This is a genomic window from Bernardetia sp. (assembly GCF_020630935.1).
Classification (GTDB): Bacteria; Bacteroidota; Bacteroidia; order Cytophagales; family Bernardetiaceae; genus Bernardetia.
Window position 1 is genome coordinate 77,233 of record NZ_JAHDIG010000003.1, and the last position, 17,293, is coordinate 94,525.

15 protein-coding genes are annotated in these 17,293 nt (G+C 33.7%); 8 read left to right on the forward strand and 7 right to left on the reverse strand.

Features of this window, described 5'->3' with window-relative positions; genetic code table 11:
* Positions 1–17: 17 nt before the first annotated feature.
* From QZ659_RS01615 to QZ659_RS01635, 5 genes are all read right to left on the reverse strand, one after another.
* The gene (locus QZ659_RS01615) at positions 18–470 is read right to left on the reverse strand and encodes a hypothetical protein (protein WP_291720881.1); all 453 of its coding nucleotides are present in this window, start codon (positions 468–470) and stop codon (positions 18–20) included.
* A 144-nt stretch (positions 471–614) separates the two neighbouring features.
* Positions 615–1,892, reverse strand: coding sequence for an NADH:ubiquinone reductase (Na(+)-transporting) subunit F (nqrF, locus tag QZ659_RS01620; protein WP_291720884.1), 1,278 nt, complete (start codon positions 1,890–1,892; stop codon positions 615–617).
* 423 nt (positions 1,893–2,315) lie between these two features.
* On the reverse strand, positions 2,316–2,651 hold the full coding sequence (locus QZ659_RS01625) for a hypothetical protein (protein ID WP_291720887.1): 336 nt from the start codon (positions 2,649–2,651) through the stop codon (positions 2,316–2,318).
* 127 nt (positions 2,652–2,778) lie between these two features.
* Complete coding sequence (locus QZ659_RS01630; protein WP_291720890.1) at positions 2,779–3,423, reverse strand: HupE/UreJ family protein; 645 nt, start codon at positions 3,421–3,423, stop codon at positions 2,779–2,781.
* A 21-nt stretch (positions 3,424–3,444) separates the two neighbouring features.
* Complete coding sequence (locus QZ659_RS01635) at positions 3,445–3,657, reverse strand: DUF2945 domain-containing protein (protein WP_291720893.1); 213 nt, start codon at positions 3,655–3,657, stop codon at positions 3,445–3,447.
* A gap of 248 nt (positions 3,658–3,905) precedes the next feature.
* Between QZ659_RS01635 and murD the strand changes: the two genes are divergently transcribed.
* The 3 genes from murD (at position 3,906) to QZ659_RS01650 (ending at position 9,701) form a co-directional block, all read left to right on the forward strand.
* Complete coding sequence (gene murD, locus QZ659_RS01640) at positions 3,906–5,282, forward strand: UDP-N-acetylmuramoyl-L-alanine--D-glutamate ligase (protein ID WP_291720896.1); 1,377 nt, start codon at positions 3,906–3,908, stop codon at positions 5,280–5,282.
* Between the two features lie 2 nt (positions 5,283–5,284).
* Positions 5,285–6,391: a hypothetical protein gene (locus tag QZ659_RS01645; protein WP_291720898.1), complete on the forward strand. Its 1,107-nt coding sequence runs from the start codon at positions 5,285–5,287 to the stop codon at positions 6,389–6,391.
* Positions 6,392–6,644: 253 nt separating this feature from the next.
* Complete coding sequence (locus QZ659_RS01650; RefSeq protein ID WP_291720901.1) at positions 6,645–9,701, forward strand: amidohydrolase family protein; 3,057 nt, start codon at positions 6,645–6,647, stop codon at positions 9,699–9,701.
* A gap of 89 nt (positions 9,702–9,790) precedes the next feature.
* Here QZ659_RS01650 and QZ659_RS01655 read toward each other — a convergent pair whose 3' ends face one another.
* A complete protein-coding gene (locus QZ659_RS01655; RefSeq protein WP_291720904.1) occupies positions 9,791–10,606 on the reverse strand; it encodes a hypothetical protein in 816 nt (271 codons plus the stop codon).
* Between the two features lie 192 nt (positions 10,607–10,798).
* Between QZ659_RS01655 and QZ659_RS01660 the strand changes: the two genes are divergently transcribed.
* From QZ659_RS01660 to QZ659_RS01670, 3 genes are all read left to right on the forward strand, one after another.
* On the forward strand, positions 10,799–11,269 hold the full coding sequence (locus QZ659_RS01660; RefSeq protein WP_291720907.1) for a DUF6389 family protein: 471 nt from the start codon (positions 10,799–10,801) through the stop codon (positions 11,267–11,269).
* A 9-nt stretch (positions 11,270–11,278) separates the two neighbouring features.
* On the forward strand, positions 11,279–12,175 hold the full coding sequence (locus tag QZ659_RS01665; RefSeq protein WP_291720910.1) for a DUF697 domain-containing protein: 897 nt from the start codon (positions 11,279–11,281) through the stop codon (positions 12,173–12,175).
* A gap of 85 nt (positions 12,176–12,260) precedes the next feature.
* Positions 12,261–12,641 (forward strand): CoA-binding protein, encoded by a 381-nt coding sequence (locus QZ659_RS01670; RefSeq protein ID WP_291720913.1) that lies wholly within the window; start codon positions 12,261–12,263, stop codon positions 12,639–12,641.
* Between the two features lie 106 nt (positions 12,642–12,747).
* Here QZ659_RS01670 and tnpA read toward each other — a convergent pair whose 3' ends face one another.
* Complete coding sequence (gene tnpA, locus QZ659_RS01675; RefSeq protein WP_291720916.1) at positions 12,748–13,215, reverse strand: IS200/IS605 family transposase; 468 nt, start codon at positions 13,213–13,215, stop codon at positions 12,748–12,750.
* Between the two features lie 406 nt (positions 13,216–13,621).
* On the opposite strand from tnpA, the gene QZ659_RS01680 reads away from it, so the two are divergent.
* A complete protein-coding gene (locus tag QZ659_RS01680) occupies positions 13,622–16,150 on the forward strand; it encodes a S9 family peptidase (protein WP_291720919.1) in 2,529 nt (842 codons plus the stop codon).
* Between the two features lie 45 nt (positions 16,151–16,195).
* The gene (locus QZ659_RS01685) at positions 16,196–17,263 is read left to right on the forward strand and encodes an acyltransferase family protein (RefSeq protein WP_291720922.1); all 1,068 of its coding nucleotides are present in this window, start codon (positions 16,196–16,198) and stop codon (positions 17,261–17,263) included.
* Positions 17,264–17,293: the final 30 nt, after the last annotated feature.

Genomic DNA, 17,293 nt, shown 5'->3' on the forward strand with positions numbered 1-17,293 from the left:
GAGAAGAAAAAACGGCATTACAATCTGAACACTTGGAACAGAACATAACATTTGTGGAATAAGAAGTAATTAAGACTTTCATTTCTTCGGAGATAGCTTTTATTATATTGGTAAAATCTATCAAAAAAGAAAACGACAGGAGTAGATAAAAGAGAAATAGGCTGTTTTGACACTATTTCAAAAGAAGAAAATTTATCTTCTTTCTCTTTTTCTTCTTTCTCAAAGAGAGGAAAATCAAAATCTTTATTTTGTGTATTTCTATCGTGAGAAGATTCTGACTGAAGAATAGTAATACCTACTTGGAGGTCTGTATCTGAAGTATTAAGCTCAAATTTGTGTAAAAACTTTTCAAAAAAATCTTCTGAAGATTTAGTTTCATCTACCGTATTTGTATGGGCATACAAAGACTGATTCCCTCCTAAGAGGAAAAAAGCTAATAAGACAAACGATATGTTGAAAAGTTTTTTCATTTGGTCGCAAATGTAGTCAGAAGGATTGGCTTTGCAAAATTTTAGTTAAGCTAAGGACAAAAAAAATGCTTGAAATTTCTTTTAAGAAAGAAAAATTCAAGCATTTTGTCAATAATTAATCACTAATAATTGATAACTATAAAATTATCCACCAAAGTCGTCAAACATGATATGTTCTTGAGGAACGCCATAATCGTCTAACATTTTAATTACAGCTGCATTCATCATTGGAGGTCCACAGAAATAAAATTCAATTTCTTCGGGGTCTTCGTGTTTAGAAAGATAATTATCAATCAAAACTTGGTGAACAAATCCTACATAACCATCCCAATTATCTTCTGGAAGAGGTTCTGAAAGGGCAATATTGAAAGTAAAGTTTGGAAATTCTTTTTCAATCGCTCTAAACTCATCTACATAGAAAAGTTCTCTTTTTGAGCGTCCTCCATACCAAAATGATACTTTACGGTCAGATTTTAAGGTATGGAATAGGTGGAAGATATGTGAACGCAAAGGTGCCATTCCTGCACCACCACCAATATAAATCATTTCTTTACCTGTATCTTTAATAAAGAACTCACCATAAGGTCCTGAAATAGAGACTTTATCGCCTTTCTTACAATTAAATACATAAGAAGAACATTTACCTGGGTTTACGTCCATCCATTTGTTGTTTGCTCTATCCCAAGGTGGAGTAGCAATACGAATATTAAGCATGACAATATTTCCCTCTGCTGGGTGATTTGCCATTGAGTAAGCTCTAAATTCAAGCTCATCATTTACCATTTTCAAGTCCCATAGTCCAAATTTGTCCCATTCGTCTCTGAATTTATCTTTTCCAGCTGGGTCGTTTGGAAGAGGACTAATATCAATATTTTTGAAATCTACTGTAATTGGTGGTACATCAATCTGAATATAACCTCCCGATTCGAAGTGTAGGCTTTCTCCTTTAGGTAACTCTACTACAAATTCTTTGATAAATGAAGCTACATTATAGTTTGACCTAACTGTACATTCCCATTTCTTGATTCCAAAAATTTCTTCTGGAATACGGATTTGCATGTCTTTCTTTACTTTTACTTGACAAGCCAAGCGAACATTTTCCTTTTGTTCTGTACGGCTAAGGTGTCCTACTTCGGTTGGTAAAACATCTCCTCCTCCTTCATCAACAGCACATTTACACATGGCACAAGTACCACCACCACCACAAGCAGAAGGTAAAAATATTTTGTTGTCTCCCAAAGTACTTAGGAGAGTTGAACCAGCAGGAACAACAATAGGGTCTTCTTCATTGCCATTTACCACAATTTTTACGTCTCCACTCTGGACTAATTGCGCCTTTGCAACAAGAAGCAACCCAACAAGTAGGAGTGTAACAACTCCGAAAACAGCAAGCCCTGCAAGAATTACAGTTATGTTAATCATGTACTCTGTTTTTTTAGGTCTATTTTTGCGTTTGAATAAATTACTTTAATAAGTATTGATAATAGCTACAAATATACGTTCAAAAATCCTCAAATACCAATAGAAAAGCATCAAAAAACGTGTTTTTATTTTGAAGCCCTGCTATCTGTTTAGTTTTGAGATGTATAGAAGTCTGTATATGACAAGGCTTGAATTGATATTTTAAGTCTTTATGAAAAGTATTAGCTATTCTGAAAAAGGAATGTAGTAGAAAATTGTTTGGATAAAGTTGAAACAGGATAGTATTTCAATCACTTGGCAGGGGCAAGATTAGAAAAATGTATTAATACTTAAATCCATATTTACTGTTACTTTTGATGAGAAACAAATTCCTTAAGGATCAATAAAGTTTAATTCTTAGGAAAGCTTCTAAATTTATTAGATTTAGCCATCTATATTCAACCACTTAGCTTCCATATCAGACATTCCGACAGTGAATTGATGATTTGGGTCGTGTATAGTTTCAAAAGTAATTTCCCAAATTATAGAATCTTCTTTCTGAATAGGAATTGATAGACTTACAATCTGAAATTCTTGTTTAAAATCTTTTATTTTAAAATTTTCTTTCCAGTTCTGCAAAGTATCTTCAAGAAGTGGAGTAATAGCAGTAATTACTTCTGGATAAGAAGATTCAATTTTTCTAAAAAAAGAATTGGCAAAACTGAAATTATCGTTATTTTTTCCCTCTAAAAATATAGAAATTTTATACTTCACTGGCATAAAATGGCGTATGCAACTATATGAAAAGCTACCATGTTTCAACTTTTGAATAGTAACTTGTCCAAAAAAAGAATTTTCAATAATTTTTTTATTGCTGCTAAAAAAATATTTAAGAGGGTTCATACAACTACTCAAACAAAGCCAAACTCTGCATTACAAAAAGGTGTAGAGCAAATACAAAAACAATAGTTGAAAGTACAATCTTCCAACGGTTTTGACTAAATTTTAAAAATTTTATCACTAAAAAACCTACAAGAAGACCTACCAAAACAATGATAATTTGAGCAATCTCTAAACCAATATTGAAGCCCAATAATGGAGAAAACAAATCATTGGGTAACATCTGACGCAAGTAATTAGCAAATCCCAAACCGTGTATAAGTCCAAAAAAAAGAGCAATAGTATATCTACGGAGCATCAAAGGAGAAGTAACTTCTTTAGTCTGATTTGATAAATCTAGTATTTCAGAATCTGTAATTATTGTTTTGTTTTCAATTTTTATCACAAAATTCATAATACAAACTATCAGAATTGTCAGAGGAATCAGCCATTCGATAACTGAACTTGGGATGGGCGAGAAGTCATATACTGTCAGAAGAAGCGTAAACGAATGACCTACTGTAAAAGCTGTAACCAACATCAATACTTTTCTCCAGTCTGAAAAAGTATAGATAGCACTAAGAGCTAAAATAAAAAGTAGGTGGTCGTAACCTTCTGGAAATGAGATAACATGTTCAATCCCCATTCCCATAAATGTAAAAAATTCGTTCATCTTTGCTGTTTTCAAATAGTTTTAGTTAGCTCTTTCTACTTCACTTTCAAGTTTGAGAACTTTTGTTCCGTCTTCTTGTTCGATATAAAGAGCTTTATTGCCTTCTTCACCTTCTCTGACTACCTTTTGTCCTTTGATAGTCTTGACCATTTTTTCAGTGGCTGTCTCTACTACTTTTCCAGTAGCAGTGCCGTCTGCCCATTTCCATTTTACGTTTGTCCCTGTACGAATCATAATTATAGGTTTTTATTAGAGTGATTAAACTTTTAAACCAACTGATTTATTATGAAACTTGTTTAGGAGTCAAGCATTGGTTTTTCAACGTAAAAATGAATCAAAAAATACTTTCTCTTTCCTTGTTTAGTCAAATATTGCTTTAGAAGTATTTTTTGTGTAAATTTTAAATTAAAGTTATAGACATTCCAATTTGGAAGTTTACATTTGTATGGTAAATTTATGTTGTCCTTCTAATTATTGCAACTATGAAACAGAAAAATATTGTCATTTTGGGTGGTGGAGAAAGTGGTGTAGGTGCAGCTCGCCTAGCTGCTGAAAAAGGATATAATGTTCTGCTCTCAGAAAAAAACAAACTTTCTGATGAAAATAGATACGAATTAGAACACCATAAAATTTTTTATGAAGAAGGAAAGCATACAGAATCTATTATTTTAGGAGCAGACTTGATTATCAAAAGCCCCGGTATTCCTGAAACAGCTCCTATTATGGAAGCTATTCGTTTGGAACACATTGAAGTAGTTTCAGAGATAGAATTTGCTTCTCGTTTTATTTCAGGGCAAATCATTGCTATCACTGGAACGAACGGTAAGACAACAACAACTTTGCTTACCCATCACTTGCTCAAAAGTGCAGGTTTGAATGTATGTATAGCTGGAAATATAGGTAAAAGTTTGGCTAGAGAAGCCATAGAAGATAATTATGATTATTATGTTGTGGAGGTAAGCAGCTTTCAGTTAGACGATATTGACGAGTTTCGTCCACATGTTGCTATTTTACTCAATATTACTCCAGACCATTTGGATAGATATAATTATCAAATAGAAAACTATGTACAGTCCAAATTTAAGATAAACGAAAATCAGAGTAATAAAGACTTTTTTATTTACAATGAAGAAGATATAGAAACACTAAAATACCTTCGTTTCCATCGTTTGGCAGGCAGAATGTTACCTATTAATATTTCAAAACAGAGTGAGTATTTGTCTCTGCAAAACAAAATTCGAATTTCGGCAACTCCTGCACAAATGCTTGACATTCCAATAGCTGATTTGCCATTGAAGGGAAAACATAATTTCCTAAATATTGTGGCTGCTGGAATGGCTGCACAAATTGTAGGACTTTCAGATGAGCAAATTGTAAAAGGATTAAAATCATTTGTCAATGCTCCTCACAGACTTGAAAAAATCAAGACCATCAAAGGAGTTACTTTTATTAATGATTCGAAGGCTACCAATGTAGATGCTGTTTCTTATGCACTAGCGAGTTTTGATAAACCTCTCATTTGGATTGCTGGAGGAGTAGATAAAGGAAATGAGTACGAACTGATTGAAGAAACGGTCAAGAAAAACGTGCGTGCAATAGTTTGTTTGGGAAAAGATAATGAAAAACTGATTACTTTCTTTAAAGGAAAGGTAAGCGAAATCAGAGAAACTGATTCTATCAAAAAAGCTATCGAAATAGCCTTTAGTTTGGCTGAAAGTGAAGACATAGTATTACTTTCTCCTGCTTGTGCTAGTTTTGATTTGTTTAAAAACTACGAAGACCGAGGCGACCAGTTTCGTCGCTACGTACAAGAACTTGCCCTAAATATAAAAGACAAAAAAGAAACTGAAAGCGTATAGCTATGGAAGCATCTATAAAAAATAAGAACAAAAAGAAAGAACAAAAATCAACTTTGTCTAGTCGTTTTTCAATGAATTGGATTGTAAGTTCTCGCTACGATGGATTCTTTTTTATAGGTAGTTGTGTTTTTACACTAGGCTTTTTAGCTATTTTTTTATGGGCTGAAACACTAGATTTAGCTCCTCACGGAGATTCAATTATTCTAACTTATTTTGTCTTTACAGCTATTTTTGACCATCCTCATATTTTTCAAACCTTTTCAAGAACACACGCCGATAAAGAGGAGTTTGAAGAACGAAAACACATGCATACATGGGGGTTGGCTGCCTTTATTGTCGTTGGACTTGCCATAACACTTATGGGTTTTGAGAAAGAACTTATTGTTTTTGCTGCTTTTTTTGGAAGTTGGCATATTATCCGTCAGCACTCTGGTTTTTTAAAGGCATATAAAGGAGTAAACCAAGATTTTGAAAAAATTGATGAATACTTAGACTTAGGGCTTTTCTATTCTGGAATGTTTGTTTGTTTTTTTAGAGATTATTCTGATATAAAAAGTCCTGTTGTGATTTATAGAGAGCTTACAGCTAATTTTCCTTACTTACCTCCACAGATTACAGAGGTTGTTTGGAGCGTTTTTATCTTCTTTTTGGTGTTGTTTGTCTTGCGCCAAGGATGGCGTTTGTATAAAAGGCAACCTATCAATGTTCCCAAAATATTATTTTTAGTAGCTGCACTCTCTACGCATTATTTTGTGTTTTTCCTTACAGCTCTTCCTTTTTTGGTAGCAGAATCTTTAGAAACTGTTTATCATAATATTCAATACCAAGGTTTTGTAATGCACTATCAACGAAAGCGTTTTTCCCATATTAAAAATGTAGTCTTGAAGTGGTTTGGTGTCGCTATGATTTATGGTTTGGTAGTCGGTACAATAGAAATTGTCGGACTAATGACAAATGGCTGGGCAAAACTGCTTTTTGTTCCCTTCACAATGATTGTTATTTATCATTATTATATCGATGGACTGATTTGGAAGTTTGGTAAAAATCCAGAGCTTCGTAAACTTCTTTTTGATAAAACGAATAAAAAAATAGCAGATTCAGCAGAGTAGAGATTAGATTATTTTGGTTTTATCATTTTTTAAGATATAAAAAACCATAGCTTTCCATAACTTGCCTACAAAGAAGTAATGAAGTAAAAGGTTTGGCTTGTTTGAAAACAGCTAATTAACTTTCCCATCTTTCAATTAGCTTTGCTAAATAATTATTTAATTCCGTTGGCTTTCTAATTGACTTCGTATTTCAATTCGTAATTTTTAATTTACTAATTAGCTTCGCTGCTTTGGCAGGTCGTAATTATTTAATATGCAAAACTCTAAAAATCAGCTTTTTATAGTCTTTGTTGCATTTTTTCTATCTATTTTTTCGTGTCAAAAAGTGTTTGCCCAACAGACATTTTATACCAACGGAATTACAGATAAGCGCAATACAGTCTATGCGTTTACAAATGCTACCATCTATACAGACTACAAAACCAAAATTTCTGAAGCTACTTTAGTCATTAAAGATGGAAAAATTTTGGAAGTAGGAAAAAATATTACTGTTCCTAAAGGTGCTATCGTAGAAGATTTGAAAGGCAAAGTGATATATCCGTCGTTCATTGATTTATATTCAGACTATGGAATGCCAGCCATAGAAAAATCTAAAGGAGGCGCATGGTGGCAACTTCAACTTACTCCACAAACTTCTTATGCTTTTGGAAACAATGAAGCTGTGAAAGCGCACCACAAGGCAAGTGAAATGTTTGACCCAACAAATAAAGTTACACAAAAAGAAGCTGAAGGACTTAGAAAATTGGGCTTTGGAACACTTCTTTCACAACAACAAGATGGTATTGTCAGAGGAACTTCTGCTCTTGTTTTCTTAGGAGAAGGAGCTGCAAACGAACAGCTTTACAAAACTGATGCAGCCGTAGGGCTTTCATTTAATAAAGGTTCTTCTTCACAATCTTATCCGACTTCTCTGATGGGTTCAATGGCTCTTTTGCGCCAAACGTATTTGGATGGAAAGTGGTATGCTAGTGGAAATGCAAAGGATAAAAACTTGACGTTGGCATCGTGGAATAACATTCAAAATCTGCCTCAAATCTTTGAAGTAGATGATAAACTCAATGCTGTGCGTGCTGATAGATTAGGAGATGAGTTTGGAAAGCAATATATTTTAAAAGGAAGTGGAGACGAGTATCAAGCCGTTGATTTGATAAAAAATACGGGTGCTGCTTTTATTCTTCCTCTTGAATTTCCAAAAGCTTTTGATGTAAATGACCCACTAGATGCTCAATTTATTTCTTTTACAGCTCTCAAACATTGGGAGTATGCCCCTGCCAACGCAGGAATTTTGGAGAAAGCAGATGTAGATTTTGCATTTACTACTGACGGACTGAAAGACAAATCTAAATTTTTGGAACACCTTAGAAAAGCTGTTGGTGCTGGTCTTTCAAAAGAAAAAGCTCTAAAAGCTCTTACCTACACGCCAGCAAAACTTTTGGGAGAAGAAAACAATTTGGGAACGCTTAAAAAAGGTGCGATTGCTAACTTTATTATTACTTCTGGAGATTTATTTTTGTCAAAAACTAAAGTGTATCAAAACTGGATAAAAGGTCAGAAAAATGAAGTTACAGCATATCCAAATTCTAGCTATGCAGGTATTTATGATTTGACATTAGAAGAAGATGGCAAACCAAAACTTTATAAATTGGAAGTTTCTGGAGAAGAAGATAACCTAAATTATAAAGTTATTGATGGAAAAGATACGCTCAAAGCAAAAGGTTCTTACGAAAAGGGAATTTTTGCGTTACAATTCTCTCCTCAAAACCAAACAGAAGCCACTCGCCTTACAGGTTGGTACGATTCAGAAGGAAAATATTGGTCGGGTTCAACACGTACGTCAGGAGGAAAGTGGGTTACTTGGAACGCCAAAAATTCAGATTCGAATATGAAAATCAATCAGAATATTGGAGATGCGCCAAAAGTAGATTCTACCTTGCAAGACTTTAAACCTATGTTTCCTTTTGCGCCTTATGCTTTCCAAGAACAGCCAAAATCTGAAACCGTTTTGATAAAAAATGCAACGGTTTGGACAAACGAAGCTGATGGAATTTTAGAAAATACGGATGTTCTGTTAGTAAATGGAAAAATTAGTAAAATAGGTAAAAATCTTTCTGCACCAAATGGAGCAACTACTATCGACGGAACAGGAAAACATCTTACAAGTGGAATTATTGATGAGCATTCTCATATTGCTATTTCTGGAGGAGTAAACGAAGGCGTATATGCAAATAGTTCAGAAGTTCGAATTGGAGATGTTATTAATCCAGAAGACGTAAATATTTACCGTCATTTGGCAGGTGGTGTAGTCGCTATTCAACAGCTTCACGGTTCGGCAAACCCGATTGGAGGACAGTCAGCAGTAGTAAAACTTCGTTGGGGAAAAACAGCCGAAGAAATGAAAATTAAAGGCGCACCTGAGCGTATCAAATTTGCACTAGGAGAGAACGTAAAGCATTCAAACTGGTCGGAATACAGCCGTTTTCCACAGTCAAGAATGGGAGTAGAGCAGTTTATGATGGATGCTTTCACAAGAGCAAAAGAATATGAAGCAGCTAAAAAAGCAAATCCAATGGCAACTAGAACTGATTTACAAATGGAAGCACTTTTAGAAATCATCAATGGAAAACGTCTGATTTCTTGTCATTCCTATATTGCTTCTGAAATTTTGGCAACTATGCGTGTCGCTGAAAAATTTGGTTTTAAAGTCAATGTATTTACTCATATTTTGGAAGGCTATAAAGTTGCTCCAGAGATGGCAAAACATGGGGTAGCTGGTTCTACTTTCTCTGATTGGTGGGCGTACAAGTATGAAGTAAAAGATGCTATTCCGTACAATGCTGCACTTATGAATCAAGCTGGCGTACTTACTTCTATCAACTCTGACGATGCTGAAATGGGAAGAAGACTCAACCAAGAAGCTGCCAAAACAGTAAAATATGGTGGCGTTTCTCCAGAAGAAGCGTGGAAATTCGTTACGCTCAATCCTGCTAAAATGTTAGGCATTGCTGAGAGAACAGGAAGTATAAAAGTTGGAAAAGATGCTGATGTTGTTTTGTGGTCGGATAATCCACTTTCTGTGTATGCAAAAGCAGAAAAAACATTTGTAGATGGTATTTTGTATTTTGACAGAGAAAATGACGAAAAATTACGCCGTGAACTAGCAGCAGAACGTGAAAGAATTATTCAAAAGATGATTTCAGCTAAAGAAGGAGGCGCACCAACAATGGGCATCAAATTCAAAAAGCAACATATTTGGGATTGTGAAGAAACACAGTTTGACTATTGGAAAACAGTCAATGGAGGAGAAGAATAAAATGTAGCTCACTCTTTAGCGTGAGAAATTATAAAAGCGAAGAACACAGATTGAAATTGTATTTTCAGTTTGTGTTCTTTGATTTTGAATTAATTTAAAGACAAGGTGTTATTAATTAGCACTATATTTTTTCTGTTATGTTTTTGTTTTTCCTCTAATAAAAATTGAAGTTCTTTACTAGTAGAAGCATAGAAAGTAATCTTTTTAGTTATAGCCAACTTCATTATTTTAATCAAAAATTCAGTGTTGTAAGGATATTTTGAAGATAAATTAATCTTAATAGTTTCATCTACTAACTTGATTTCAAGTTTATCAGGAATCTTGCTAAAGATACTATATGATGTATGAATTATTGTTTCAACGTTCTTCCATTGATATACTTTATTAAATGAGATTATTTTGTCTTGATAAACTTGAAGTGGAGTAGTTCCTATATAATAATTTTTCTTTGCATTTTTGACGGCATTTCTAGATGCTATTATAAGTAAAAAACTAAGAATTAGTGCAGAAATTGAAAAAAATACTTTATCTGTAAATGAGCTTTGAGGTTCTATGAAAATATACAAGAATCCAAAGATTGAAGGAATGCATATAATCAAAGTAAAATATATAACAATAATTGATAGACGATATGTTTTCATATCAGCAGAAACCTCTAAAAGTAATTTATCCTTCTTTCCAGCCTTAATTTCCTTTTCTTGAGCAGGAACAAAACCAAGTGTTTCTCTCTGTCCACAATATTCTTCATTCATATACTCCCAACTATCCTTCAAAAAAACAGACTGGCAAGCACTACAAAAAACAACTTCATCATTTGCTTTGATTGTATCGCCTGTAACAGCATCTTGTCTGCCTAAGATGTGAGAGTGATTTTCAGAGTTTAATATGTGGGTATGGTAGTTCATTTGGGTAGAGCTATTTATAAAATAATTTTTACTTTAAAGACAAAAATAATTTAATTTGAAGCAATTTATATGAAAAGTAAATAGTCTAAGTAGAAAAGATAATGTGCTGTTCTCTAAAATTTCATAACCCTTTTTTTATCTTAGCGTTAATAAAACCTATAAAGCCAACTATCTTGAATTACTTTACGTACTGTGTATAACCAAGTAGCTAACAACAAAGTGAAGGAGGAAGAATATACAATCAAACTAAGAAAAATCTTAGACTTGCATTTTACAGAGGTAGCCAAAAAACTCAATGTAGTTTTAAGTATTTTACCTAAAGAAACCAAGGAAGTTGAACTAACCATTTTTCTTAGTCAAGAGGGAGATGGAGGATTTAGTATATATGTATCTTTAAGAGGAAAAGAGTTGTATGTTCTTAATAAACCTATTAGAAGTTCGGCAAATATTTTTCAAGTAAAATACACAAGAAATGGGTTTCAACCAGATGTTCCTATGATGGGTTTTGAGGCTGAGTTCGATGTAAATGCTGTACTTTCTAATATTGTTGGTGAATGGTTATTAGAAGTTTGGAATCAAGCTGAAACAAAAAATATTACTCTTCCAGTTACAATTGTTGCTGTTGAAGGAGCTATACAAATATTATCATTAAAAATAAACTAAAAATTACCTATGTGGGATTATCTTCTCTACAAATTAAAAGACAAAATGCGCTTAGACGACGACAACGAGCGTGCTGATAAAGTTATTGAAAACTCTGTAATATGGGCAATGGGAGCATCTCTTATTCCTATTCCATTGGCTGATATGATTGCCGTTACGGTCATTCAGGCAGATATGGTCAGAAGACTAGCAGAAATAAATGGAGTTACTGCCAACAATGCCAATATAGAATCGTGGCTTGGAACTCTCTCTGGTGGTGTTTTATCCAAGTTAGGAGCGCAAGCACTCAAACTCATTCCAGGGTGGGGAAGTGTAGCTGGAGGTGTTGGAATGGCTGTTTTGTCTGGCGCATCGACGTATGCAGCAGGAAAAACATTTGCCAAACACTTTAGAGAAGGAGGTGATTTAGAAGATTTTGATGCAGATGCAGTAAAAGGATTTTATGATGAGCAACTTATCAAAGGACGAGATTTTGCCAAGCAGATGAAAGACGAAGTAGAAAAACGTGCTAAGGCTGCTTACGCTGAATTTTCTGGAGAAGAAGTAAAACAGGAAAATGAAAAAGATTTTGAATTTGAGGAAGTGATGGATTTTGAGGAAGTAGTGGATGAAAAATACCAAAAACAAGAATCAAAGCAAACTAAGACAACTTCTAACTTCAATCAAGAAGAAGAAGCACCTCACCAAGCAAATCCAACAAGAAATAACACTTCACAAAAAGCTCCAAAAGCAGAAGGTGTTCCACCAAACAGTGCTGTGGATAAATCTTCTCCATCTTATCAGTCTGCTAAAGAATCGGCTGGAGTGTTGGCAGAGCTTCGCCAACTTGCTAGTTTGAAGGATAAAGGCATTCTGACAGAAGAAGAATTCCAACGCTTGAAAACAAAACTGATGGAAAAATTGTAGTTCTTATAGTTAAAAACCGTAAACGACGGCTTTACTACTCGTTTACGGTTTTTTGCAATTTTTTCATCTAAAAATCAAAACAGCCATGCAAAATAAAAAAACGCTCATCTTAGGAGCAACACCAAATCCATCTCGTTATGCTTACTTGGCAGCCGAACGATTGACAAATAAAAATCACGATATTGTTCCTGTTGGTATAAAAAAGGGAGAAGTTTTTGGAAAAGAAATTGAGCATCAAACAGACAATCAAGAACTAACTATTCACAACGATATTGATACAATAACGCTTTATGTGGGAGTTCGAAATCAACCAGAATGGTACAATTATATTTTAGAAACCAATCCAAAGCGAATTATTTTCAATCCAGGAACAGAAAATCCAGAGCTAATGCAAAAAGCAAGAGAAAAAGGAATTGAAGTAGAAGTAGCTTGTACGTTGGTAATGCTAGGTTCTGGGCAGTATTAATCAATATAGATTTGCAAAGGTGTAATTAATCATAGGTCAAAGGCTTGCCTTTGGCTTTTTATTTTTTTGCAAATATGTTTATCATAGAAATGGAGACAAAAAAAAGTCAAATCTCATCTATCCATTCAAATAAGTATTTTTCATCATATTCAATTTCAAATTTTTTGAGTAATAGCAAATACTCTTCCTTAAAATTTCTTTTCTTGTGGTGTTCTGGTTGATTTAAAATATATTTCACAACATTGTCTAATGCAGATTTTGAGTAGGAAAATGCACCATATCCTTTTTGCCATTCAAATTTTGTTTGTAAGAATTTTTTATCTTTTATCAATTTATTTGAACTGGTTTTCACGTCTTGTACTAATTCAGAAATAGGTAGATTAGGTTTTAGTCCAATGAGTAAATGTGTATGGTCTGGCATACAATAAATAGCAAGTAGTTTATGTCCTTTTGCTTGTACAACTCCTGTAATATATTTCTGTAGCTCAACTCTAAAGCTCTCTTTAATCAAACTCTTTCTACCTTTCACAGCGAATACAATTTGAATGTAGAGTTGAGAATAAACGTTTGCCATAATTTGTAATTGATAAACTTTATTGAAAATATAACGTTGCTCTGCAACTTTCTGATAAAAATATGTTTAATTTTCTACAAATATCTTGTTGCTCTGCAACTCTGCTTTGTTCTAAAATAAAAGGTTATTCAGTTGCATCGCAACGTCCTGTTTGTAGCATTTAATGGTTGATGTGATTGAGAGTTGCATCGCAACGAAATGTAATTCTGCTTTGTTCTAAAATAATAAATTTATTAAAAGATTGTGCAGCTGTATTGCAATGAAATGTAATAAGCCCTTTGTATGATTTGATAAAAATAATGTTACATTACTCTACAACTTGGTTTTTTTTAAAATAATGAATTAAACAGAATTTTCACTAATTTCCCATTTCAAACAGAATCAAGAACAAACTACACAGCATCTAATGAAATTAAAATATTTATTTTTATCCTCTTTATTTTTTACTACGACATTTTCCTTTGCTCAAAAATATGAAAGTCAAGAACAGGCTTTAGATAGAATTGATGAAATTATGCAAGGCGATAAATTTGTAGGTGTCTTGCCAGAAAATGGGCGTTGGTCATACAATGGAAAAGAGATTTATTTTTCTAAAAAGTCATATTTAGAGCCTCTTCCAACGTGGTACAAACAAAGCATTTCGAACGGAAACCCTATTGGAACGCCTCTCAAAATTGCTGAAAATGATTTTAATCTGAACCCTAAAAATTACGTTTTTGGAGATAATGCAAGTTTTGAAAATTATAACAGTACCAAAACGGATAAAGTGGTTTCTGTAGATGGAGATTTGTATTTGCAAGATATTCAGAATGGAAGTTCAAAACGTCTTACCAATACATTAGAAAACGAACAAAATCCTAGTTTTACACGAAATGATAGTGCTATTGTTTATCAGAAAGGAAATGATTTGTTTTATTTTTGGTTACAGGGTGAGCAGATAGGACAAACACAGCAAATTACTTCTTTTGTAGATTCAAATAAAAAAGGAGAAAGCTACTTAAATGATGCTGAAAAATGGCTGAATAGACAACAAACCGACCTCTTAGAAATTGTTAGAATAAATAAAGCTGAAGATTCGGTCAAAAATGCACAACCCAAACCGTATCGTTTGACAGCAATTCCCTTGAATGGAAAATATGTTTCATCTGTTCAGATTAGCAACGACGGACGTTATGTAGTTTATGTTTTGGGAGAATATTCTTCAAAAGCTACCGAAGTTCCGAACTATATCAATGAACTAGGCTATACAGAAAACTTACCTGCTCGTGCAAAAGTAGGAACTACAACAGCAAATTTTACATTGCACGTATATGACAGATATGCAAAAGCGAATGATAAAGTAGATTTGTCTAGTTTGCCAAAAATGATGGAAAATCCTGCTTTTTATGCAGAGTATGGAAAAGATTTGAAAAGAAGTTCACCAAGAAATGTTTGGATTCATGAAACAAAATGGTCTCCCAACGGAGAAAAAGGTGTGATGGTAGTCCGTGCAGATGATTCTAAAAGCCGTTGGATTGTAGGAATGGATTGGACAAGTGAGAACGAAAAACTCAAACTGGTAGATTATCAGCAAGATGATGCTTGGATAGGAGGCGAAGGAATTAGTGGTTGGCATTCAGAAACAGGAACGCTAGGATGGAAAGACAATGAAACTGTTTATTTTCAGTCTGAAAAAACTGGTTTTTCTCATCTTTATACCTATAATTTCAAAACAAAAGAGAAAAAACAGCTTACAAATGGAAACTTTGAAGTAACTGATGTTTGGCTTTCAAAAGACCAAAGCACGTTTTATGTCAGAGCCAACAAAGAAAATCATCACGAATATCATTTATATAAACTTGGCAAGAAAAACGATTTAGAAAAAATAACTTCTCAAAAAGGAGTGTATGAAGATTTTGTATTGTCGCCAGATGAGAAATATTGGATAGCTCGTTATTCGTATTCTAATAAGCCGTGGGAGTTGGTAGTTTTTGCAAATAAATCAAATGCTCCACAACGAGAAATTACTAATTCAATTACTGATAAATTCAAGAATTATTCTTGGTATCCTAAAGATGTAACTATGGTAGTAGATAGTAGTGGAAAAAAAATACAGGCAAAGCTAGTAGACTTACCTGATTCTATGACTGAAGGAAGAAAGCCATACGTTTGGTACGAGCCAAAAATCATTACCTTCAAAACACCAGATGGTGCAGAAGTTCCTGCAAGACTCTATGAACCCGATGCCAACGTAAAAAATAAAGCTGCTGTGATGTTTGTTCATGGTGCTGGTTATTTGCAGAATGTTCATTATGGTTGGAGTGCGTATTTTAGAGAATATATGTTTCATAATCTTTTGAGAGAGCAAGGTTATACAGTCATTGATATAGATTATAGGGGAAGTAAAGGCTATGGTAGAGATTGGAGAACAGCAATTTATCGCCACATGGGAAATAAAGAACTTGTAGATTATGTAGCAGGAGCAGATTATCTTGTCAAAAATCACGGCATCGATAAAGATAGAATCGGGATTTATGGAGGTTCGTACGGAGGTTTTATGACGATGATGGCAATGTTTAAAGAGCCAAAAGTATTTCGTTCTGGAGCTGCACTTCGTTCAGTTACAGATTGGGCGCATTACAATCATCCATATACAGCTAACATTCTGAATACACCTGTTGAGGATAGTTTGGCGTATGTGCGTTCGTCTCCCATTTATTTTGCCGAAGGCTTAGAGGGAGATTTACTTATTTGCCATGGAATGTTAGATACAAATGTTCAGTTCCAAGATGTTGTTCGTTTATCGCAAAGACTTATAGAACTTAGAAAAGAAAACTGGGAACTCGCTGTTTATCCGATTGAAGGACATGGCTTTGTCTATCCAACCAGCTGGGCAGATGAGTACAAGCGTATTTATCAACTCTTTGATAGAACCATAGGAAAAGAGAAAGAGTAAAACAAGATTTTTTACTCTATAAATCAATTTTGATAAATAATTAAAGTGAAAGAAAGCAAACATATTCCTATTTTGAACACACTCAGAGCTATTGCTGCTTTGAGTGTGTGTTTCCATCACCATCTTTTTACTACCAAAATACATATTCATGAGTACAGCCCTATGCGTATTTTTGAATATGGAAACCATGGCGTAACACTTTTCTTTGTAATTTCTGGCTTCGTAATTCCTTATTCGATGTACAATAAGGGTTTTAAGCTGCATAATTATGGAAAATTTATTATAAAAAGATTGGCTCGCCTTGAACCACCCTATATAGTAGCTATTTTCTTAGGAATCGCTTTTTCTTATGTCAGAGTGCTTAATCCGAATGGAAATGGAGTAGATATTACGCCTAATTTCCAACAAATTATGCTACATTTTGGGTATATGATTCCTTTGAAAGATATTTTCCGTTATTTTGGTTATTACCCAGAAATTCTTCAAAATAAAGGATGGATTATTGGTGTTTTTTGGTCACTGGCGATTGAGTTTCAATATTATTTGTACATAGGCTTATTTTTTCCTCTTGTTGCTCACAAGAAAATATTGTATAGATGCGTGGGCTATGCCATAATTTTTATAACAGCTATATCTACATTTTTACGATTCAATACAAATTTTCTTCCTTCTTGGTTGCCTGTTTTTATGGTGGGAATAATTTTATTTTTGCGCCATGTAAAGCATATTAAAGATATAGAGTTTTATTGTTTGCTTATTTTGTCGCTTATAGCTTCTTATTATTGCAGAGGATATGAAATTACGATTGCAACATTTATTAGTTTTCTACTAATCATTTCCTTTACAAATTATGAGAATAAGATACTTCATTTTTTCTCTCTGATTTCTTATTCTTTATACCTAACACACACTATTGTTGGAGATCCATTTCTTAATTTTACGAGTCATTATATTCCAAATTATTTAGAGGAAATTCTACTTTTTCCGATAGCTGTAGGTTTGAGTACTGGTGTTGCTTATGTGTTATATCTTCTAGTTGAAAAACCTTCTATGAAACTTTCAAGTCGTATTTCTTGGAGTAAGAAGAAAGAATCCAAACAGAAAGATTCATAGCCAGTTTAAAATGAAAAAAAACAGAGAGTG